This window comes from Streptomyces sp. A 4/2, assembly GCF_940670765.1.
Lineage (GTDB): Bacteria > Actinomycetota > Actinomycetes > Streptomycetales > Streptomycetaceae > Streptomyces.
Map to the genome: position 1 here is coordinate 52,229 of NZ_CALNVW010000030.1, position 21,967 is coordinate 74,195.

Consider the following 21,967-nt stretch of genomic DNA (forward strand, 5'->3'; position numbering starts at 1 on the left):
GGCGGCGAGCCGCGGGCCCTCCCCTCGTTTCCAGGAGGCGCAGGATCGGGTCACTGTGCAGCGGGGCCGGCTGATGGGGGCTCCAGGCCGACATCCTGCCGGAATCCCGGTCGTGGGCGGCAGCCCCTCAGGCCTTGGGGATGTCGAAGTACCGGGTGAGCCTGGAGGCCAGCCCCAGATCGCCCGCGATCTTCACCTTGCGCAGCACGAACAGCGTCACCGGGCCGGCGTTGCCCGAGACCAGCCTGAGGAAGTCGGCGTCGCCCATGACGAGGGTGAGGCGCGGCTCGCCCGCCGAGCGTCCCTCGGTGACGGTGCAGTTCCCGTCCGCGATGGCGGTCTCGTACACCACGTCGCTCCCTCCGGTGATCTTCCAGCGGATCACCGCCGCCAGGGATCCGGCGTTCTCCGGGCGGAACTGCCGCTCCACGCGTCCGAAGACCTCGGCGAGTACGCGGTGGCGCAGGTCGCCGCGCGCGATCTCGCCGAGCTCCTTCGTGGACAGCCCCTTGATGATCTTCGCGAATTCCTGCGGGGAGACGGACGCGAAGTCCAGTTCCGCAAGTCTCTCGCTGATGCTGTCTGCCACGAACGCTTCCCTACTCACAAGTAAACTTACTGGGAGTGAGGCTAGGGCGCATGGGGGCCATGGGCAAGGCGGGTGCGTTCCCCGGCCGGGCCGCCCGGGTGTCCGGTCAGTTCCGGCGCGCCTCCAGCTGTATCGCGCGCAGCACGATCTCGGTCGCGAACCGCCACTCGGGGTCGGCGAGCTGCTCGCCGAAGATGGTGTCCAGGGTCCGCATCCGGTAGCGGACGGTCTGCGCGTGCACCCCCAGCGCCTCGCCCATCTGGGCGGCTGTGCCACGTGTCGCGAGCCAGGCGTGCAGGGTCTCGGTCAGCCGGTCGCGGCGGTTCGCGGTGAGTTCGGCGACGGGCGCCAGTTCACGCCGGGCCAGCTGCCGGAGCAGTGGGGGGTCGGAGAGGAGCCAGAGCGTGACCATGTGGTCCTCGCAGCGGGTCGTCGGGTTGTCCTCGACGATGCCGGTGTCGACCAGGTCGAGGATCTGCCGCGCCCAGCGGAGCGAGTCGGAGGCGTTCACCAGGGGGACGGACAGGCCGATCGCCGTACGGGCGCCGGGCAGAGCGGCGTCCAGCATGAGCTGTCTTCGCTCGTCGAAAGGGCCGGGGACGAGTAGGTGCGGCTGCGGTTCGGCGAGATCGGCGAGGACGTCGTCGCCCAGGGCGGCCGACGGCGCGCCGACGGGCGTACGGAGCGCGACCAGCGTGACCTGCTCGGGTAACTCCCAGCCGGTCTGCTCGGAGAGTTCCGCGATGGCGGTACGGGGCACGGGTGACCCGGCGAGTATCAGGTGCAGCAGTCGGCGGCGGAGCGTGTCCTTGTGGTTCCCGTCGGCGGTCTTCACCTCCAAGTAGCCCTCACGCGACAGTGATTCGAGTTCGTCGACGTAGGTGAAGAGGGCGTCGGCGAAGGTCAGCATGAGGGTGGGGGAGAGGTTGTAGCGCCGGCCCACCGTCTTGGCCCGCCGCAGTGCGATCCGGGCGCCGAGCCGGTACGCACCCTGGAGCTGTTCCAGACTCCGGCCCTCGTACGCCTCGAACCTGCCGAACCTGCGGCACATCTCGTCGCGCAGGGTGGAAGGGGCGTCGGGCTCGGCGACCTGGTCGACGAAGACGGAGATGCTCTGCTCCACCCCGACGCGGATTCCCTGGCCGTACGGCCCGTCGAGCAGCCGTGCGTACTCCGGGTACGCGCGGGTGATCTCCAGGCCGATCTCCTTGATCAGGGTCGGAAGTTCGGGACGGATGACCGCCGCGAACTCCTGTGGCAGCGGTCCCAGTGGTTCTCCGATGTCCGAGGGTCGTGCAACTCCCGGCATTCCTCTACCCCTTGCTCTCCGGCGCCCAGTGGGGGGTGGCCTGCGGGAGAGCGCTCCCGCAGGCCGTCAGGTGCGAACCGATTCGGGCTGCTGAACATAGTCCACGGCAGGGGGTGCTGGACACAGCTATGACAGGGAGTCATGCAGGGGGCATGTATTCGGCCACGCCGGGACCGTCCCGGCGCCGCTCACGGGCGGATCCGGAAATGCTCACTTCCGGACAAGGGAAATCCGCCGATTGCGCACCCTGGCACAGGAAATGGAGAGGGCGCCGATGCCCTTTGGATTTTCTCGGTACGGGGCATTGCAAACCGACGTTACTCGCTCGTAGCGTCAGCGCCGCACGGTCGGAACGGGCGGTCGTTCGGGGCAAGGCAGCCTCTTCTCCACCGCGTGAGCCCCTCGGGAGATTCGTTCCCACAGGGCGGAGCTCCCTGTACCGGATCAAGACGCGACGAAGGGAATTCACACCATGCACAAGCTTGCACGAAGAGCCGCTGTCGTCACTTTCGCAGTCGGCGCGGCCATCGGCCTGGCGGCGACGTCGGCCTCGGCCACCGCTTCCTCGTACTCGTGGACGGTCACCCCGTCCGGGAGCTACACCGCGGCTGCCACGGCTCCCACGCTGACCGTGCCGTTCGCCACGCTCGTCTGTGACTCCTCCAGTGTGTCGAGCGGGACCCTCCAGGCGACCAGCGCCACCGGGGCCGGGATCGGCAACATCAACGCCATCTCGTTCACCAACTGCAACGTGGGCGGCATTCCCTTCACCGTCACGATGAAGGCCACCCCCTGGAAGATCAACGCCATCCAGCCGAACGCGTCCAACGCGCAGTGGGTGGACGCCACCGTGAGCACGATCTCGGCCCACATCGCCGGGACCGGCTGCAACGCGGACTTCACCGGTTCGGTGAAGGGCCACTACGCGAACGACACCGGCAGCCTCGTCATCGACGGAACGGGCAACGGCCTGGTCGCGTCGAACGCGAGCTGCCTGGGGCTCATCAACAACGGTGACGTCGCCAGCTTCTCCGCGTCGTACCTCGTGAACACGCACCCGTTGATCAAGACCCCGTAACGACCGAGCGTGCCGGGTACGGGCCGACGGCTGGCAGGAACTGCCGCCGTCGGCCCGGACTTCGCTGTTTCCGGGCCCGGAAGGCCCGGTTCGGACGGCACGCGTGACCAGGCGTCGGAGGGCAGCCTCATCGGACCACAGGAAGAAGGAGCGGGGCCGGGATGAACGTACAGAGACCCGTGACCGGCGGCAGACACTCCGTACGGCTGACACTTGTCTGCGCAGCCGCCCTGCTCGCCGGGGTGATGTCCGGCCCCGGATCGGCCGCGGACGCCCGGACGGACCCGGACACGCTCGCGTACACGTGCGGGCTGCCGTCGTCCGGCTCCCTCACCGCCGTGGTGCAGGTCGCGTCGGCGTACCCGGCGTCGGGCACGGTGGGCGAGCCGATGCAACCGGGTCCGGTGACACTCACCGTGGGCATCTCGCGGTCCGATCTCGACGCGGTGCTTCCCGCGGGCACCACCGCCGTGGTCAGCACGGCCACGCTGTCCGTCGAGGTAGGGCAGAACGGGCAGTCGGCCGAGGCGCAGTGGGCGAATCTCGTCGCCCCGAGTACACCGCTGCCGTCCGACGGCGACGACATCCACCTCGCCCATGTGGGCGAAGTGCCCTCGATCACGGTGGGCGCCCCGGGCGAGGTCGCCCTCTCCGCCGGAAAGCTGACGCTGCAACTGCGTTCGGCCACGGCCACCGACCCGACCGCCGAACCGTCCGCGGACCCGTCCGGTGCGGCGGCCCCCGAGGCGCTGACGTGCGAACTCGCGGCAGGCCGGACCGGGCACCTGGCGACCGTCCCGGTGCCCGGCGCGCCGGGCACCCCGTCGCCGGGTGCGTCCGGATCGGGGAACCCCGGTGAACCGGGCGACGGGAAGAGCGTGAAGGGCAGCGACGGCATCAGCGTGAAACCCCGGACCGCGGACGCCGACCCGGCCAACGCCTGCCCGGTCGAACCGCCCACGGGAAAGCTGGACGCGAGCGACGCACCACAGGCGCCGGCCGGTGACCCGCTGATCGAGTCCGATGTGCCCGGGGTGCGACCGGGCTGTGCCTACGCGGTCGGGCTGGCCAATGTGCGCAAGCTCAACGGCGCGATGATCATCAACGATCCGAAGCGGAAACCCGCGCTCATCAGCGTCCTGGCGAACGCCCATACGGCGAGGCGCCTGCCGACCTCCGCGGGCGGCTACTATCTCCGTCTCGATTCACTCGGGAATCTGAAGCTGCCGGACGCCGAATCGACGTTCCTGACCTTCGGGTTCGAGCCGGTGTCGGCGAAGGTGGAATTCGAGAACGGGCCCGTCACCATCTCGACCGGAAACATCGGCATTCTGACCAACGTCGTCTACTTCGCCACGGCCTCCTTCAAGCAGTCGCTGCGTCTGTACGACGTGAAGGTCAACGGAACGCCTCTGGACGTCGGTAAGAACTGCCGGACGGCCGCACCGTTCAAGGTGGTTCTCAACGGGAAATTCCCCAAATACATGAACGTGCTGTTCGGCGGACCGATGGAAGGTGAGGTCACCATTCCGCCCTTCTCCGGCTGCGGAACGGCCGACGAGAATCTCGACTCCTTGTTCACCGCGTCGATCTCGGGCCCCGGGAACCTCGTCTCGCTGAATCAGGGCACGACGTGCATTCCCGAGGACACCTCCACACCTTGTCCGCCGACCATGCCCGAACTGCCGTCCGCCGCACCCGAGAAGAACTGAGCGGCGGAACGGACACCGTCTCCGTACGCCGATGGGGCCGCCCTCCACTTGGGAGGGCGGCCCCATCGGCCGGTGTGCGGGGTGGTGGTTACTTCACCGCCGAGTGCCAGTACTGCGCGAGCACCTTGCCCTCGTCAGGAGCGACCGCGCTGGGGTCGTTGACCGTGGCGACGTAGGTCGAGGCGTTGTTGAGGACCACGCTGTTGTTGCCGGACGCGGACGGCAGGCCCGTCTTGAGGTTGACCGCCCAGTCGAGCAGCCCCGCACCGCAGCCGTTCGCGCCGGGCACCGAGTAGGTGGAGTCGCCCTGGTCCGCGCCCACCAGGTTGATCCGGCCCAGCGGGCCGGCCGGGTCGGGGGTGCCGTCACCCGCGAACTGTTCGGCCCCGGCGGTCGGACGGGTCAGGTTCTGCGGACGCAGCACGATCGGGTTCGAGGCGCTGCCGATGTAGCAGTTGCTGCCCAGGAACGGGTTCTCCAGGTGGATGCGCACCGGCAGCGAGACGATCGGTTTGCCCGTCGTCGTGCCTGCCAGCAGCTGGAAGTCGCTCGGTGAGTTGACCGACTGAATGGTGGCGGTGACCTTGTTCAGGGTGCTGTCGGTGATCTGCTGGCAGATGGAGCTGACGACCGGGATGCCACTGGGACACATCAACCCGAGCAGTCCGCCCGGGAGTTGGGCCGGGTCGGCGACGAGTGCACCGCCGACCGGGGAGACCAGGGTCGAGGTGCCGTTGGCATGGGTGACCACACCGAGCTGGAGATCGCTGGCCCCGGTCGGCACGACGGAGCTGCCGAGCTTGATGGACCCGCCGGCCGAGTGGGACGAGACGCACAGAGCGGTGTTGTCCTGGCCGTCGGCGGCCAGCATGGTGGGATCGTCCACCGGGCAGCGCGTGAACGAGGCCCAGCTCCCGTTCAGTTCGGTGGGGGCGCCGGCCGCGGTGGCCGTGCCCACCGATATGAACGAGGCGAGCGCCGTGCTGGTGGCGAGCAGCCCCACTCGTACCCGGGTCGAAGCGGATCTCATGAGTTCCCCTTTTTTCTACTGGAGCAGCGGTCCGTGCGTGAGCGACGCACGGGGAGTTGTGGAAGAACAGAGGGCGTGAAAGGTGAATCCAGGCATACGGGACGGTTCAGTCTCCGGAATCGCCGAGCTGTGACGTTACTGGCGGGAAACACCACGGCACAATCCCGCCGTTCGAGGAACTTGTCCCTTTCTTCCGCGACGGGACGACGCCCGGCATGAATTGTCATCAGAGGACAGGTTTCGCTTCGGCATTGCTCAGTTGTCGCCAAGAACGGGGTGTTCGCGCGGTTACTCGTGAAATCTTGAAGAACTAGTATTGCGGGCCAGGTTACCCGGCCGTAACGTCGCACCGTAAGCAACTCGGCCTGTTGGTCCGGGGATTGCGCGTATGTGGAAAGGGGGGTTCCCGCAGTGGCCCGTCACCTGGGATTCATCGGGCGGGAGCCGGCGCTCCGGTCCCTCCTGAGGGCGGGCGTTCCGGCCGCCGGGCACCGCGGTCCCGGCCTCCGGGGCCGCAGGACTCCGGCCGGGGGCCCCGTTCTCCGTACGCAGTTTTCGACAAGATCGGCGGACGGACTTGTCATCGGATGACAAGTGTCCGGGATCTTGCTGAATTCCCTGTTCAAGGGCTTGTCCCGGCGGTGTCGGTGAACTTAACGTGCGCCTCTCGGTGCGCTTCTGTCACTTCGTGAGTGTATGCAGGGGGTGGGATGGGAATCGAAGTAGTCGTTGAAGGGCTCACGAAGTCTTTCGGCAAGCAGAACATCTGGCAGGACGTGACACTCACGCTTCCCGCCGGTGAAGTGAGCGTCATGCTCGGGCCTTCCGGAACGGGAAAGACCGTATTCCTGAAGTCCGTCATCGGGTTGCTCAAGCCGGAGCGCGGCAGTGTCCTCATCGACGGCGTCGACATGGTCAGCAGCCCAGAGCGCGACATCTACGAGACGCGCAAGCTCTTCGGCCTGATGTTCCAGGACGGTGCGCTCTTCGGCTCGATGACTCTCTTCGACAACATCGCCTTCCCGCTCCGCGAGCACACCAGGAAGAAAGAGTCCGAAATTCGCCGCATCGTCATGGAGCGGATGGACATGGTCGGGCTCGTGGGCGACGAGGACAAGCTGCCCGGTGAGATCTCCGGCGGCATGCGCAAGAGGGCAGGCCTCGCACGGGCGTTGGTGCTCGATCCCCAGATCATTCTCTGCGACGAGCCCGACTCCGGCCTCGACCCGGTCCGGACCGCGTACATCTCGCAGCTCCTGATCGACCTCAACGCCCAGATCGACGCCACCATGCTGATCGTCACGCACAACCTCGACATCGCGGCCACCGTGCCCGACAACATGGGCATGCTCTTCCGCCGCAACCTGGTCACCTTCGGTCCGCGTGAAGTGCTGCTCACCAGCGAGGAGCCGGTCGTCGCGCAGTTCCTCAGCGGTCGCCGCGAGGGGCCCATCGGGATGTCCGAGGAGAAGGACGCCGCGACCATCGCGCGGGAGCAGCTGAGCGTCAACGGCGGCAGCCTCACCCCGGACGGCCCCCGGTCACTGGTGCCGCAGCTGGAGCCGTCGCCGGGGATGCCGGAGCGCAGGGCTGTCCTGCGGCGCCGCGAGCGGGTGCTCGGCATGATGGCGCAGTTGCCCGAAGCGGCTCGCTCGGCCATCGCCAAGAGCTACGCCGCCCCGTCGGCCGGCGAGGCGCGGACATGACGGCGCAGCTGCCGGTCCGGCCGTCCGAGCCGTCGGACGCGCCCGGCGAGAAGGCCGGTACCCGCTCGGCGCCCAGACCACCGCTGCGTGCTCTCGCGCCGCTGCGCGAGACCGGGAAGCTCTTCGCGCTCGGGGCCACGGTGACCCGGGCGATCTTCCGAAGACCCTTCCAGGTAAGGGAGTTCATCGAGCAGTTCTGGTTCGTCGCGAGCGTGACCATCCTCCCGGCCGCGCTCGTCTCCATTCCCTTCGGCGCGGTCATCGCCCTCCAGGTGGGCTCGCTCACCCAGCAGCTCGGCGCCCAGTCCTTCACCGGAGGCGCGAGCGTACTCGCCGTCATCCAGCAGGCGAGCCCGCTGATCGTCGCCCTGCTGATCGCGGGCGCGGGCGGCTCCGCCATCTGCGCCGATCTCGGATCGCGCAAGATCCGCGAGGAGCTGGACGCGATGGAGGTCATGGGGGTGTCACCGGTCCAGCGGCTGGTCGTTCCCCGGGTGCTGGCCACCATGTTCGTGGCCGTGCTGCTGAACGGCCTGGTCTCCGTCGTCGGCACGCTGGGCGGCTACTTCTTCAACGTGATCATGCAGCACGGCACGCCCGGCGCGTACCTCTCCAGCTTCTCCGCACTCGCCCAGCTCCCCGACCTCTACATCAGTGAGTTCAAGGCGCTGATCTTCGGGTTCCTGGCCGGAATCGTCGCCGCCTACCGGGGCCTGAACCCCCGGGGCGGCCCCAAGGGGGTCGGCGACGCGGTCAACCAGTCCGTCGTCATCACCTTCATGCTGCTGTTCTTCGTGAACATGGTCCTCACGGCGGTCTATCTCCAGATCGTCCCCGCGAAGGGGAGCTGAGAGATGTCCATGCTCGGCTGGCTCGATCGCTCCGGCGATCAACTCGCTTTCTACATCAGGGCCTTGCTCTGGATCCCGCGCACCCTGCGCAGATACCTGAGAGAGGTGCAGCGGCTCCTCGCCGAAGTGGCGTTCGGCAGCGGCGGACTCGGTGTCATCGGCGGCACGATCGGCGTGATGATCGCCATGACCCTGTTCACCGGCACGGTCGTCGGCCTCCAGGGGTACGCCGCGCTCAACCAGATCGGCACCGCGGCCTTCACCGGCTTCATCTCCGCGTACTTCAACACCCGCGAGATCGCCCCGCTGGTCGCCGGTCTCGCCCTCTCCGCGACCGTCGGCGCCGGATTCACCGCGCAGCTCGGCGCGATGCGCATCAACGAGGAGGTCGACGCCCTCGAAGCGATGGGCGTGCGGTCCATGCCGTACCTCGTCACCACCCGGATCATCGCCGGCGTCGTGGCGATCATCCCGCTGTACGCCATGGGGCTGCTCAGCTCCTATGTCGCGTCGCGCTATGTGACGGTCCTCTTCAACGGGCAGTCCTCCGGCACCTACGACCACTACTTCAATCTCTTCCTCTCGCCGGACGACGTGCTCCTGTCGGTGCTCAAGGTGCTGATCTTCAGCGTGATGGTGATCCTGGCCCACTGCTACTACGGCTTCCGGGCCAGCGGCGGCCCGGCCGGGGTCGGGATCGCGGTCGGACGGTCCGTCCGTAACGCCATCGTGCTGATCAGCGTCACCGACTTCTTCCTCTCGCTCGCCATCTGGGGTGCCACGACGACCGTGAAGGTGGCGGGATGAGCGCGCGTACGGTGCAACGCAGACTCGCCGGAGTGGTCTTCATCGTGGTCCCCGCGCTGCTGATCTGGCTGTCGGTCGCCGTGTACCAGAAGGACTTCACCGACTCCGCGACCATCAGGGTGGACGCCGACACGGTCGGCAGCGAGATGCACCTCAACGCCGACGTGAAACTGCGCGGAGTGGTCATCGGACAGGTCCGTGACATCACGTCGCACGGCGACGGGGCGCAGCTCACCCTGGCCATCCAGCCCGACAAGCTCGGGCAGGTGCCGTCGGACGTCACCGCGCAGATGCTGCCGACGACGCTCTTCGGCGAGCGGTACGTCGCCCTGGTGCCGCCCGCGAACGCCTCGGCGCAGCCGCTGAAGGCGGGTGTCACCATCCCGCAGGACCGGTCGCGCAACGCCATCGAGCTGGAACAGGTCCTGGACAACGTGCTGCCCCTGCTCACCGCGGTGCAGCCGGAGAAGCTGTCCGCGACCCTCACCGCGGTCTCGCAGGCCCTGAACGGGCGCGGCCAGAAGCTGGGCGACACCCTCGTCACCCTCGACACCTACCTGAAGAAGCTCAACCCCCAACTCCCCACGCTCAACAGGGACATAGCGCAGCTGGTGAAGGTCACCCAGGTGTACTCGGACGCGTCGCCCGACATCCTCACGGCGCTCACCGACTTCACCACCACCAGCTCCACCCTCGCGCAGAAGCAGGCCGAACTGGCGGGGCTCTACGGCTCGACCACCCGGACCGCCCAGGACGTCACGGCCTTCCTCCAGCAGAACAAGGACAACATCATCCGGCTCTCGGCGACCAGCAGGCCCACCCTGGAACTCCTCGCCAAGTACGCGCCCGAGTTCCCCTGCACGCTGAGCACCCTCGCGGGCTTCGTCCCCGCCATGGACAAGGCGCTCGGCAAGGGCACGGACCAACCGGGGCTGCACGTCAGCCTCGTCTCCGTCCCCTCGCTCGGGAAGTACACGGCGGGCCGGGACACCCCGGCCTACCACGCGAGCGGCGGGCCGAACTGCTACTCGGTTCCCTACATCGGCAAGACCGTCCCGACAGCGGCGACCGGTGCGAGCAAGAAGGACAGCCTGGGGCTGCCCAACTCGCCCCAGGAGAACCAGCTCGTCAACGAACTGCTGTCGCCCGGCGCGAAGGCCGGGGCGAAGTCCCTGCCCGACTGGAGCAGCCTGCTGGCCGGTCCCGTCTTCCGCGGTGCGGAGGTGAAGCTGAAGTGAAACGCCGCAGCATGACCGGACCGGTCGTCAAATCCCTGGTTTTCACCGTGGTGACCTCGCTGGCCACCGTGGTCCTCGGGCTCAGCATCGCCAATACGGACGTCGGCGACACCGTCTCGTACAAGGCCCGCTTCACCGACGCCACCGGACTGATCGCGGGCGACAGCGTGCGGATCGCCGGGGTGAAGGTCGGCCAGGTCGAGTCGGTCCGGGTCGCGGACCGGCGGCTCGCCGAGGTGAGCTTCGCGGTGAAGAAGGGCCGGACCCTGCCCGCGTCGGTGACCGCGTCGATCAAGTACCTCAACATGGTCGGCCAGCGGTACGTCGACCTGGAGCAGGGCAGCGGTCCCGTCGGGCAGCACTTCGCGCACGGGGCCACCATCCCCCTCTCGCGCACCACGCCCGCGCTCGATCTCACCCAGCTCTTCAACGGATTCCAGCCGCTGCTGCAGGGGCTGGCACCGGACGAGATGAACCAGCTCGCCAACTCCATCGTGCAGGTCCTGCAGGGTGAGGGCGGGACCGTCGACAGCCTGCTCCAGCACGTCGGATCGCTGACCACCACGGTCGCGGCCAAGGACAAGGTGATCGGCCAGGTCATCAAGAACCTCAACACGGTACTGACGACCGTCAACGACCGGGAGTCGGACTTCAACGACCTCGTCGTCACCCTCCAGCAGCTCGTCTCGGGCTTCGCCGGAGACCGTAAACCCCTCGGCGACGCGATCACCGCCATGGGCGCGCTCACCACCACGACCGCCGGCCTGCTCCAGGACGGCCGGGCACCCCTCAAGCAGGACATCAGCGAACTCGGGCGACTTTCCCGGCAGTTGGACGCCGGTAAGCCGAAACTTCAGGACTTCCTGCAGAACACACCCGCCAAGATGCAGGCCATCACCCGGCTCGCCTCGTACGGATCGTGGCTCAACCTCTATCTCTGCGAGGCCAAGGTGACGGGCGTGACCACCTCGGACGGCAGCACGCCGCCCACCGGCATCGGGATCACCGAATCGAGGTGCCAGGGATGAAGGCACCCCGTGGCCGGATACCGAGGCTCAAGCCCGTACGGGACCGCAACCCGGTCGCGGTGAGCCTGGTCGGCCTGCTGGTCCTCGCACTCATCGGGCTCGCCGCCTACCGCGCCGACTCACTGCCCTTCATCGGCGGCGGTACGACCTACACCGCGGACTTCAGCGAGTCCGCGGGGCTCAGCAACGGTGACGAGGTACGGATCGCCGGCGTCAAGGTCGGGAAGGTGACGGGCGTCGGACTCGACGGCCCCAAGGTGAAGGTGACGTTCAAGGTCAAGGACGCCTGGGTCGGCAACTCCAGCACGGCGGCCATCGCGATCAAGACCCTGCTCGGCGACAAGTACCTGGCGCTCGACCCGGTCGGCACCGGCCCGCAGGACCCGTCGAGCCGCATACCGCTGAGCCGCACCACCTCCCCGTACGACGTCACCCAGGCGTTCAGCGGGCTCAGCGACACCATCGGGGAGATCGACACCAAGCAGCTCGCCAAGAGCTTCGAGACGATCTCCGCGACCTTCAAGAACTCGCCCCCCGATGTGAAGACCGCCGCCGACGGCCTCTCCGCGCTGTCGAAAACGGTCTCCGAACGGGACACCGAACTGGCCAAACTCCTCAAGGGCAGCAAGCAGCTCACCAAGACGCTGTCCGGGCAGAACAGCAGCTTCGACGCCCTGCTCAAGGACGGGAACCTGCTGCTCGGCGAGATCCAGAACCGGCGGGACTCCATCCACCTGCTGCTCACCGGGACCACCGACCTGGGCACCGAACTGACCGGCCTGGTCAAGGACAACAACAAGCAACTGCAACCGACCCTGACCGCGCTGAACAACGTCACGACCGTCCTGCTGAAGAACCGCAAGAGCCTCGACAAGGCCCTGTCACTGGCCGGACCGTACTACCGGCTCGTCGGCAACACCCTCGGCAACGGCCGCTGGTTCGACAGCTACATCTGCGGTCTCGTCCCGAAGAACTACCTGCCCGCCGGCACGCCTCCGGACACCGGATGCATGTCGCCCCAGCAGACCTCAGGCGGCAGCCGATGAACCACACCACCAGACGCGTCGTCACCACCGGCGTCGGACTCGCGCTCGTCGCGGGCGTGGCCACCACCGGCGTCGTCGCGCTCGACGACGCGGAAGGCAACCGGGTCACCGCCTACTTCGACCAGGCCACCGGCATCTACGCGGGGTCCGACCTGCGGATCCTCGGGGTGAAGGTCGGAAAGGTCGACTCCGTCAGACCCCAGGGCAAGGAGGTGAAGGTGGTGCTGATCCTCGACAAAGGGGTGAAGGTGCCGGCCGACGCCCACGCCGTCATCGTCGCGTCCAGCGTCGTCGCCGACCGCTACGTCCAGCTCTCACCGGCGTACGCGGGCGGCCCGCAGCTGAAGGACCGGGCCACGCTCGCCGCCGACCGCAACGCCACGCCCGTCGAGGTCGACCAGCTGTACGCGAGCGTCACCCAGCTCGCCGACGCGCTGGGACCGAAGGGAGCCAACTCCCAGGGCGCGCTGTCCGATCTGCTGAACACCGGGGCGGCCAACCTCGACGGCAACGGCAAGGCGATCGGCGACTCCATCGAGCAGTTCGGAAAGGCCACCAAGACGCTCGACAAGAGCAGCGGCAACCTCTTCGACACGCTCGCCTACCTCCAGTCCTTCACCACGATGCTCAAGGGCAACGACGGGAAGGTGCACACCGCGGAGCAGCAGCTCTCCACCGTCACCAGCTTCCTCGACGCCGACAAGAAGGACCTGGGGAGCGCCCTGCGGGAGCTCGGCACGGCGCTCGGCCAGGTGAAGACCTTCATCGAGAAGAACCGCGGTTCGCTGAAGAAGAGCGTCAGCCAGCTGAGGCCGATCACCGAGACCCTGGTCAAGCAACGGGCCTCGCTCGCCGAGATGCTGGACACCGCTCCACTGGCCGCCGGGAACCTGGTCAACGCCTACGACCCGGTGCACCGCACCATCGACGGCCGGGGCAACCTCAACGAACTGAGCATGAACAGCGCCCTCAACGGTGCGAGCACACCATCGGCGGGCGGTTCGGCGCTGAGCGGTCTGGTGCCCGTGCGGCCGTCGGAACAGAAGGCGCTCCCCGCGCTGCCGCTGCCCACGGTCGGGGACGTGTACGGCTCGCCGTCGCAGTCCGCACCGAAGACCTCTTCCGGGGCACCGTCACAGAAGGGGGCCACCCGATGAGCCGGGTCACCGGGCGCACCCGATCCCGTACCGGCCTGGCGGCCACGGTCGCCCTGGCCGTCGGCTGCGTCGTCACCCTCGGCGGCTGCGCCGCCCCGTCGTTCTCCGGAATCGAGAACCTTCCGCTGCCCGGCGGCGCCGACCTCGGCTCCCATCCGTACGAGATCACCGCGGACTTCGGCGATGTGCTGAACCTGGTACCGCAGGCCGCGGTGAAGGTGAACGACGTCGCCGTCGGCCGGGTCACGAAGATCACGCTGTCGCCCGACGACTGGTCGGCCCGGGTCACCATGCGGGTCAACGGCAAGGTACGGCTGCCGGAGAACGCGTACGCCCATCTCGAACAGTCCAGTCTGCTCGGCGAGAAGTTCATCCAGCTCGTCGCCCCCGAGAAGGGCGCGTCGACCGCCTCGCTGGGCAACGGCCAGACCATTCCGATCTCCCGCACCAACCGCAACCCGGAGGTCGAAGAGGTCTTCGGCGCGCTGTCGCTGCTCCTCAACGGCGGCGGCATCCAGCAGCTGAAGACCATCAGCACCGAACTCAACAAGACACTCGGCGGCCGGGAGCCACAGATCCGGTCGATGCTCCACGACGTCGACACGCTGGTGACCAGCCTGGACGACCACAGGAGTGACATCACGGACGCCCTGGACGGGGTCAACCGGCTCTCCGCGACACTCGCCACCCGTAAGCAGGACATCGGGAAGGTCCTCACGGGAGTCAGCCCCGGACTGAAGGTGCTGGAGAAGCAGCGCGGCTCACTGCTCACGATGCTCAAGGCACTCGACACCCTGTCCGGCGTCGCCGTGGACACGGTGAACAGGAGCAAGGACGACATGGTCGCCGATCTCAAGGCACTGGCACCGACGCTGAAGGAGCTGGCCGACTCCGGCAAGGATCTGCCCGACTCCCTCCAGGTGCTCTTCACCTATCCCTTCACGGACGAGGTGATGCGCGGGGTGAAGGGGGACTACCTCAACCTCTACCTGGACGTGACGGCCGTGCCCGGGACGCAGATCATCCCCCCGGTCGCCCCCACCACCATCGGGGCGGCGACGGCGAAATCCGGTGCGCCGCCCCTGCCGCTGCCCTCCGTCACAGCGCCGTCCACGAAAGGCGGCCACTGATGATCACCACGGCCACCCGGCTGAAGAACATCTCCTTCCTGCTGATCGCGGTGCTCGTCCTGGGCTACCTCGGGGCCCGGTACGCGGACCTCGGCCATCTGATCGGGCTGCGCGGCTACTACGTCGTCAAGGTCGAACTCCCGGAGACCGGCGGCCTCTTCACCCACTCCAACGTCACCTACCGGGGTGTCTCGGTGGGGCGGGTAGGACCGATCCGGCTGACCGCCGACGGCGTGGAGGCGGAGCTGCGGATCAACAATTCCGCGCCCGCCATCCCGGCCGACCTCAAGGCGGTCGTCGCGAACCTCTCCGCCGTCGGCGAGGAGTACATCGATCTGCGGCCCGTCGACAGCGGCAGCCCCTATCTGGAGGACGGCTCGACCATCGCGCAGGCCGACGCCAGCATCCCGGCGCCCGTGACACAGGTCCTCACCAGCGTCAACGACCTGTCGTCCTCGGTGGACCTGGACTCCCTGCGCACCGTGGTCGACGAGTTCGGCGCCGCGCTGAACGGCCGCGGGGAGGACCTCCAGGTCCTGATGGACAGCAGCAGCGACTTCCTCAAGGCGGCGGACAAGGCCCTCCCCACGGACACCAAGCTGATGGTGGACGGTGAGACCGTGCTCCGCACCCAGTCCGAGGAGGGCGACGCCCTCAAGTCCTTCGCCACGGGTGCCAAGGGGCTGGCCGGACAGCTCGTCGACTCCGACGCCGATCTGCGTTCCCTGATCGCGGTCGCGCCTGATGCGGCGACCCAGGTCAGCGGACTGCTCCGGGACCTCGACCCTGATCTGAGCGTGGTGCTCGCCAATTTGCTGACCACCTCGGACGTGGCGGTGACCCGTCAGCGGGGCACGGAGGAACTGCTGGTGAAACTGCCCGCCGTGGCTGCCGCGGGTTCGACCGCGATCAATGGCAAGGGGGCCCGCTTCGGCATGGCCGTCACCTTCTTCTCACCGCTGCCGTGCACCGCCGGGTACGGCGGGACGAAGTACCGCAACGGCCTGGACACCAGCGCCACTTCGGCCCTCAACACCGACGCGCGCTGCACCTCGCCGCCCAGCAGCGGCAAGGAGGTGCGCGGGTCGGCGAACGCCCCTCGTGGGGGACCCGTGCTGCCACCCGCGAAGCCGGGATCCCTGCTGCTGGGAACCGACGCGGGAGGCCCGCTCCCCGGAGCGCTCGGCATGCCCGCGCTGCCCGCCGGCGGTCCCACCGGCCTCGGCGGTCTGCTCGCACCGGGAGGCACTCGGTGAACAGGCGTACGCGCATGATGTGCGGGGCCGCGGTCCTGGTGGCCGTGCTCTTCTGCGGATTCTCCGGGTGGGTGTACTGGCAGGCGCACGACGACGGCTCACTCGCGTACTCCGCCTCACGCGACCGGGCGCTGACTGCTGGGCGTGAGCGTGTCGCCCAGCTCAACACGCTCGACGTGCGGCACACCGATGCCGGGCTCAAGCAGTGGCTGGACGCCTCGACCGGCGCGCTGCACGACAAGCTGGCCGCCACCCGGACCACCGACCGCACCACACTCACCGACGCCGGGACCTCCGCACGGGGCACCGTCACGGACGCGGCGCTCACCGCTCTCGACGACCGGGCGGGAACGGCTTCGCTGATCGCGACCGTCGACGTCGCCATCACGGCCAAGGGCGGTACGGCCACCACCGACCGCAAACGCTTCGCGGCCTCGCTCGCCCGGACCCCGGACGGCTGGAAGGTCACCGCACTCACCGCAGTGCCGGTGGGGAAGGAGGGCGCATGAGCGGCACCGTCGAAGAGACGCAGGAGGCCGAAGCGGCGCAGGAGACCGGTGAGTCGCCCGGGACCGGAGAGTTGCAGTCGGCAGAGGAGACCCCGGAGGCCCCGGAGGCCCCGGAGGCCCCGGAGACCCCGGAGACTCTGAAGAGTTCGGAGACCCCGGCGGAGGCCCCGGCCGCCCGGCCGCGCGGCCGGGGCCCGCTGGTGGTCGCCGTCGCCGTCCTGCTGCTGGTGCTCGGCGGCGCCGGACTGCTCTTCCGCGCCCACCAGTTGAGAAGCACCCCGGCCGCGGCGAACCAGGCGCTCACCGACACCGAGGCCACCGCTCAGGTCACCGGGGATGTCAGCGACGCGCTCGGCAAGGTCCTGTCGTACACGCCGCAGGCCACCGGCGTCACGGAGCAGGCAGCCCGCGAACTGCTCGCGGGAAAGGCGGCGAGGCAGTACGGCGCGCTCTTCGGGCAGGTCGGCAAGCGCGCCCAGGAGCAGAAACTGACGCTCACCACGCAGGTCGTACGGGCCGGTGTCACCCGGCTGACCGGCAGTGAGGCGCACCTGCTGGTCTTCCTCGACCAGACCGCGCAGCGCAAGGGCAAACCGGCCGAGGTAGTGGCCGCACAGCTGTCGGTGACCGCCGAACTCCGCGGCGGCAACTGGCTGATCACCGACATCACGGCCCGTTGAGGGACCCGCTGAGGGAGACGCACATGCTGAGCACGGTAAGAAACCCGCTGACCGCAGTGGCGCTGGCGCTGGCGCTGCTGGCCGCGGGCGCGGCGGCCTGGGGCGGCTGGTCCTGGTACGCGGCGGCACACGACGACTCCGCCGCCTACGCGCGGACCCGGGACAGTGTCCTCGCGGCGGGGGAGCAGGCCGTACAGAACATGAACACCCTGGACCACCGGAAGGTGGCGAGCGGGCTGGACGCGTGGGAGAACTCGACCACCGGGGATCTCCACCAGCAACTGACCAATGGGCGAACGGAGTTCGAGAAGCAGATCAAGGAGGCCCGGACGGTCTCCACGGCGAAGGTGCTGTCCGGTGCGGTCACCGAACTGGACGCCCGCACGGGGAAGGCCAGCGTGATGGTGGCGCTGCGGATCACCGTGACCGCTCCGAAGGGCAAGCCTTCGGAGAAGGAGAGCCGACTGCTCGGGGAGCTCACCCGTACCTCCGGGGGCTGGAAGCTCAGCGCACTCGGCCAGGCGCCCGTCGGCAACACCGCCGGCTGATCTCGGACAGGAGCTGAGAACGACATGTCGACGACCCGTCACCTCATCAACAGGCAGCGGCGGCTGGCAGCTGTGACGCCGGTGCGCGTCAAGCCCCGGGGGGAAGAGGAGCGGCCCGCGCAGGATCCGTCCGCGCAGGACCCGCCTACGAAGAGGCCGTCGGGGGAGGAACCGCTGCCCGACGAGCCGGACGCCGACGCACTGGAAGCCGACGAGTCGCACGCCGACACACTGGACTCCGACGAACTGGACCCCGACGGGCCGGACTCGGGCGGGCCGGACGCCGAGAAGGCGCACTCCCCGAAGACCTCCCGCAGGAACACCTGGCTGCCCGCCGTGCTCGGCGTCCTCACCGTGCTGCTCGGCGGATTCGCGGCGTACGCGGGAACCCAGGCGTCCGACCTGCACGACGACTCCGCGGCCGGCAACTCCGCGCTGACCGACGTCGCCCGTACGACCGAGGTGAAGGGCCAGGTCACCAGCGCGGTCGACGCGCTCTTCTCCTACAACTACGCCGATACCGGCAAGGCCGACCGGGCCGCGGCGACCCTCCTCACCGGCAAGGCGGTCCAGCAGCACAAGACCATGCTGGCTGCCGTGCGCGCGCAGGCGGCGAAACAGAAACTCGTGCTCACCACCACCGTGACCGCGAGCGGAGTGGAACTGATCGACGGCTCCCGCGCGCGGGTGCTGCTCTTCGCCGATCAGAGCAACACCGACACCGCGGCGAAGAAGGACCGGACGACGTACGCCGCCGCGATGTTCGCCGTCGACGCGGTGCGTGGGGGCGGCAGTTGGAAGATCTCGAACATCGACACCTTCACGCGATGAGCCCGTTGCGTCAGGTGGGCCCGACGACCCGGACAATTCGATGAGGGAGCGGCGTATGAGGCACGTACGGCGGATGCGGCGGGGACTCGGCGGTACGGCCGTCGCGGCGGTGGCCATGGCAGCGCTCACCGCCTCCCAGGCGCCCGGATTCGTCCACCACCAGGTTCCGCACCCGAAGGGACCGTTACCCGTGGGCGAGACCACCGCGCAGGTGGACGGACCCACGGACAACTCGTACCACACCGAGATTCCGCCGCTGATCACTCCGCCGCCGCCGGGCAACCCGGTCGACGCCGCCGGCGCGGGGGCTGTCCAGCAGCAGTCGGGGATCCCGGCCACCGTCCTCGCCGCCTACCGCTCGGCCGAGGCGCGGCTGCACCGCAGCGACCCCGGCTGCCATCTGCCGTGGGAACTGCTCGCCGCGATCGGCAAGGTCGAATCCGGGCAGGCCCGGGGTGGTGCGGTCGACGCGCACGGCACCACGCTCTCCCCGATCCTCGGCCCGGTGCTGAACGGCGCGGGCTTCGCGCACATCCCCGACACCGACCACGGCGCGTACGACGGGGACACCAGGTACGACCGTGCGGTCGGCCCGATGCAGTTCATCCCGTCGACCTGGGCCACCTGGGGCCAGGACGGGAACGGCGACGGCAAGAAGGACCCCAACAACGTCTTCGACGCGGCGCTCGCCGCCGGACGCTACCTCTGCGCGGGCGGCAGGGACCTGGCGACGGGGGCGGGGCTGGACAGTGCGGTCCTCAGCTACAACCACTCGGACGCCTATCTGCGGCTGGTGCGCTCCTGGCTGTCCTTCTACCGGAACGGGACGCACGAGGTACCCGACGGCGAAGGGGTGCTGCCCACCAGCCCGGGTGCGGGCAGTGAGTCGGACCCCGGAGGGAAGCCGGGCAAGGGCGGACCGGACAAGAACGGCCACGGCAAGGGCGGTGGCGGGATCGTCATCGGTCCCGCGCCGTCCCACAGCGCGTCGCCCAGCCCGTCCGGCGGTGCTTCCGGTGGTGGCACGCCCACGGGCGGCACCACGCCGACGCCGTCCGGCAGTCCGTCGGACGAACCGGGCGGGCCTCCCACCTCCGACCCCTCGTCGGGCCCGCCGTCCGACTCCCCGTCCCCCGATCCCAGCAGCACCCCGCCGGACTGCCCGACGCCCTCCGGGTCCGCGTCGCCCTCCGCCGACCCGTCCCCGAGCGGATCCCCCGGGGACGGCTGTGTCCCCCTCCCGGGAGAGGGGGACACACCGGTGGAGGGAGCTACAGCTCCTTGACGCGGATGTCGCGGTACGAGATCACGTCCGACGTGGAGTGGACCTGGAGCCCGACGTAGCCGGAGGCGAAGCGCCGGCCGTCGGTCCCCGGGTCGTCCGCGCGGGCCGGGGAGAACTCCTGCCCGCCCACGTTGTCGAACTCATTGATCAGGACACCGTTGCGCAGGATCGAGTAGTGCTGGTCCACCACCCGGATCTCGTAGTCGTTCCAGGTGCCCTTCGGTGTGACGCCCGCACCGCCCAGGCCCACCCGGTCGAAACCGTAGACCGAGCCCGTCTTGTACATGTCGCCGTCGGGCTTGTCGAGGATCTGGATCTCGTGCCCGTACTTGATGGCAGCCCACTCGGGCCGCGGCTCCTCCGGGTTGTCGTGCACCCAGGGGAACCGTACGAAGACCCCGCCGTTGGCGTTGCCCGCGTCCGGGGCGTCGTCGCGCCACTGCAGCTTCAGCGAGAAGTTGTCGTACTTCCGCTGCGGGTACCAGAGCATCCCCATGCCCTCCACGGTGGTGGAGCTGGTGATCGACCCGTCGGCGTTCAGGGCGAACTTCCCGCCGCCCACCTGCTCCCACTGGTCGAAGGACTTCCGGGTGCCGTCGAGGATGGTGTGGTAACCCGCGGTCTGTCCCGGCTTGCCGATGCCCGACTGCCTGGCCGCCCTGGCGATCCTCTTCTGCTCGCGTGCGTCGATCACCCCTTCACCGAGGAGAGCGCCGAGCACCTTGTCGACGTGCTTGAGGAAGAGGGCCTGGGACGTCCACTCCTTCTCGTCCTCGATCAGTTCGTTGACGGTGCAGCGGCTGCGGGTCATCCGGTTCGGCACGCCGGTGTCGACCGTGCCCACGATGACCGTCAACCGCTCGTCGTACTCCGGGCAGTTGGGGGCGGGGACGCCGCCGCCCTCGGCGACGGTGAACACCTGCTGCCCGGCGTCCGAGGTGTTGCCCGCCCTGTCGGTGGCCCGGTGCGCGAAGGTGTGCCGGCCCACCCGGTCGACGAGGACGGGCGCGGTGTACGCGAGGTAGGGGCCGCCGTCGAGGGAGTACTCGACCCTGTCCACCCCCGACCCGGTGTCCGTCGCGGTGACCGTCACCTCGGCGCTGGTGGCGTACGCGCCGTCGGAGTTGGTCCTCCCGCCGACCACCGCCGTGGTCACCGGCGGGGTCGTGTCCTCGGTGGGCGGGGCGACCACGGTGAACTCGGCCGCCTTCTCCGCCGCGACGTTTCCGGCCTTGTCGGTGGCCCGGTACCGCACCTTCCGGGCGCCGGCCCCATGGACCATCACCGGCCCGGTGTACGCGGCCCAGTCGGCCTGATCCACCGCGTACTCGATGGAGTTGACGCCCGAACCGGTGTCGGACGCGGTCACCGTCACCGTGGCCATGCCCAGGTAGTTGCCGTCGGCGTCCTGCTCGCCGCTGACCGTCGCCGAGGTCTCCGGGGGTGTCGTGTCGTCCGTCGGCGGCGCGGCGACCGTGAAGCTCTCCGTCTTCTCGGCGGACACGTTGCCCGCCTTGTCGGTGGCCCGGTAGCGGACCGTGTGGTCGCCGACCGTGCTGATCACGACCGGTGTGGTGTACGGCTGCCAGGCGTCGTCGCCGTCCGCGTACTCGACCGTGGCGACACCGGAGTCCGCGTCGGTCGCGGCGAGCGTCACCTTCGCCTGCCCGATGTACGCGCCCGCGGCGTTCTTCTCCCCTTCGACGGTGGCCGAGGTCTCCGGCGCCGTGGTGTCCGCACCGCCCCCGCCGTCCGTGACGACCAGGAGGCCCGTCATCGACGTATGGCCCGGAATGGTGCAGTGGTAGCGGTACGTGCCGGGGGTCAGCGTGACCTCGGCGGTGTGCTTGCCGCCCTGTGCGTCACCCGGGTTGGCCAGGATGTTCAGCGGGACGTCGTGGTTGTAGGCGGGGTCGGACACATCGAAGGTCAGCGTGTGCGGCATGCCCGTGGTGTTGCCCGTCGCCGCACTGTTCTCGAAGACGATCGTCGCCGGTCCCGCCACCGCGGTGGCCGGAGCGGAGGCGTACGCCGTGATGCTGTCACCGGCGGTCCAGGCGAGTACCTGGGCGGCGGCCCGCCGCTGATCACCGGTACGGCCGTACGCGGCCGTGGACGTCAGCCCGAGGATCATCAGCAGCGCCGTCAGCAGTACCGCCCCGCTGCGCGGCCGAGGA

At 69.0% G+C, this 21,967-nt stretch carries 20 protein-coding genes; 16 read left to right on the top strand and 4 right to left on the bottom strand.

Going from position 1 to position 21,967, the window contains the following annotated elements:
* Positions 1–127 precede the first annotated feature (127 nt).
* Both NBY69_RS21725 and NBY69_RS21730 read right to left on the bottom strand, forming a co-directional pair.
* Complete coding sequence (locus NBY69_RS21725) at positions 128–589, bottom strand: SCP2 sterol-binding domain-containing protein (RefSeq protein ID WP_250302832.1); 462 nt, start codon at positions 587–589, stop codon at positions 128–130.
* 106 nt (positions 590–695) lie between these two features.
* Positions 696–1,898: a helix-turn-helix domain-containing protein gene (locus tag NBY69_RS21730; protein ID WP_250302835.1), complete on the bottom strand. Its 1,203-nt coding sequence runs from the start codon at positions 1,896–1,898 to the stop codon at positions 696–698.
* Between the two features lie 472 nt (positions 1,899–2,370).
* On the opposite strand from NBY69_RS21730, the gene NBY69_RS21735 reads away from it, so the two are divergent.
* Positions 2,371–2,976, top strand: a complete 606-nt coding sequence (locus tag NBY69_RS21735) for a hypothetical protein (protein ID WP_250302836.1) — start codon at positions 2,371–2,373, stop codon at positions 2,974–2,976.
* Between the two features lie 161 nt (positions 2,977–3,137).
* The gene (locus NBY69_RS21740; RefSeq protein WP_250302837.1) at positions 3,138–4,688 is read left to right on the top strand and encodes a DUF6801 domain-containing protein; all 1,551 of its coding nucleotides are present in this window, start codon (positions 3,138–3,140) and stop codon (positions 4,686–4,688) included.
* Positions 4,689–4,776: 88 nt separating this feature from the next.
* Here NBY69_RS21740 and NBY69_RS21745 read toward each other — a convergent pair whose 3' ends face one another.
* Complete coding sequence (locus NBY69_RS21745) at positions 4,777–5,718, bottom strand: hypothetical protein (protein WP_250302838.1); 942 nt, start codon at positions 5,716–5,718, stop codon at positions 4,777–4,779.
* Positions 5,719–6,428: 710 nt separating this feature from the next.
* Here NBY69_RS21745 and NBY69_RS21750 point away from each other — a divergent pair.
* The 14 genes from NBY69_RS21750 to NBY69_RS21815 are packed head-to-tail and all read left to right on the top strand — an operon-like array spanning position 6,429 to position 19,790.
* Positions 6,429–7,424, top strand: a complete 996-nt coding sequence (locus NBY69_RS21750) for an ABC transporter ATP-binding protein (RefSeq protein ID WP_250302839.1) — start codon at positions 6,429–6,431, stop codon at positions 7,422–7,424.
* Positions 7,421–8,275, top strand: a complete 855-nt coding sequence (locus NBY69_RS21755) for an ABC transporter permease (protein WP_250302840.1) — start codon at positions 7,421–7,423, stop codon at positions 8,273–8,275. The genes NBY69_RS21750 and NBY69_RS21755 overlap by 4 nt, the downstream gene beginning before the upstream one ends.
* Before the next feature lie 3 nt (positions 8,276–8,278).
* Positions 8,279–9,082, top strand: a complete 804-nt coding sequence (locus NBY69_RS21760; protein WP_250302843.1) for an ABC transporter permease — start codon at positions 8,279–8,281, stop codon at positions 9,080–9,082.
* Positions 9,079–10,320 carry an MCE family protein gene (locus NBY69_RS21765; RefSeq protein ID WP_250302845.1) on the top strand — a complete coding sequence of 414 codons (1,242 nt, stop codon included), beginning with the start codon at positions 9,079–9,081 and terminating at the stop codon, positions 10,318–10,320. Before NBY69_RS21760 ends, NBY69_RS21765 begins: the two co-directional genes overlap by 4 nt.
* Positions 10,317–11,348, top strand: a complete 1,032-nt coding sequence (locus tag NBY69_RS21770) for an MCE family protein (RefSeq protein ID WP_250302847.1) — start codon at positions 10,317–10,319, stop codon at positions 11,346–11,348. Before NBY69_RS21765 ends, NBY69_RS21770 begins: the two co-directional genes overlap by 4 nt.
* Positions 11,345–12,394 carry an MCE family protein gene (locus NBY69_RS21775; RefSeq protein WP_250302849.1) on the top strand — a complete coding sequence of 350 codons (1,050 nt, stop codon included), beginning with the start codon at positions 11,345–11,347 and terminating at the stop codon, positions 12,392–12,394. Before NBY69_RS21770 ends, NBY69_RS21775 begins: the two co-directional genes overlap by 4 nt.
* The gene (locus NBY69_RS21780; protein ID WP_250302850.1) at positions 12,391–13,551 is read left to right on the top strand and encodes an MCE family protein; all 1,161 of its coding nucleotides are present in this window, start codon (positions 12,391–12,393) and stop codon (positions 13,549–13,551) included. Before NBY69_RS21775 ends, NBY69_RS21780 begins: the two co-directional genes overlap by 4 nt.
* Positions 13,548–14,681, top strand: coding sequence for an MCE family protein (locus NBY69_RS21785; RefSeq protein WP_250302853.1), 1,134 nt, complete (start codon positions 13,548–13,550; stop codon positions 14,679–14,681). Before NBY69_RS21780 ends, NBY69_RS21785 begins: the two co-directional genes overlap by 4 nt.
* Positions 14,681–15,937 carry an MCE family protein gene (locus NBY69_RS21790; protein WP_250302855.1) on the top strand — a complete coding sequence of 419 codons (1,257 nt, stop codon included), beginning with the start codon at positions 14,681–14,683 and terminating at the stop codon, positions 15,935–15,937. Before NBY69_RS21785 ends, NBY69_RS21790 begins: the two co-directional genes overlap by 1 nt.
* Positions 15,934–16,446, top strand: coding sequence for a hypothetical protein (locus NBY69_RS21795; RefSeq protein ID WP_250302857.1), 513 nt, complete (start codon positions 15,934–15,936; stop codon positions 16,444–16,446). Before NBY69_RS21790 ends, NBY69_RS21795 begins: the two co-directional genes overlap by 4 nt.
* A complete protein-coding gene (locus tag NBY69_RS21800) occupies positions 16,443–17,126 on the top strand; it encodes a hypothetical protein (protein ID WP_250302858.1) in 684 nt (227 codons plus the stop codon). The genes NBY69_RS21795 and NBY69_RS21800 overlap by 4 nt, the downstream gene beginning before the upstream one ends.
* A 23-nt stretch (positions 17,127–17,149) precedes the next feature.
* Positions 17,150–17,674, top strand: a complete 525-nt coding sequence (locus tag NBY69_RS21805) for a nuclear transport factor 2 family protein (protein ID WP_250302859.1) — start codon at positions 17,150–17,152, stop codon at positions 17,672–17,674.
* A 24-nt stretch (positions 17,675–17,698) separates the two neighbouring features.
* On the top strand, positions 17,699–18,505 hold the full coding sequence (locus NBY69_RS21810; RefSeq protein ID WP_250302860.1) for a hypothetical protein: 807 nt from the start codon (positions 17,699–17,701) through the stop codon (positions 18,503–18,505).
* Positions 18,506–18,560: 55 nt separating this feature from the next.
* Positions 18,561–19,790, top strand: a complete 1,230-nt coding sequence (locus tag NBY69_RS21815; RefSeq protein ID WP_250302862.1) for a lytic transglycosylase domain-containing protein — start codon at positions 18,561–18,563, stop codon at positions 19,788–19,790.
* On the opposite strand, the gene NBY69_RS21820 is transcribed toward NBY69_RS21815, so the two are convergent.
* Positions 19,777–21,924: an OmpL47-type beta-barrel domain-containing protein gene (locus NBY69_RS21820; RefSeq protein WP_250303140.1), complete on the bottom strand. Its 2,148-nt coding sequence runs from the start codon at positions 21,922–21,924 to the stop codon at positions 19,777–19,779. The two genes, NBY69_RS21815 and NBY69_RS21820, sit on opposite strands and share 14 nt — an antisense overlap.
* Between the last annotated feature and the right edge of the window lie 43 nt (positions 21,925–21,967).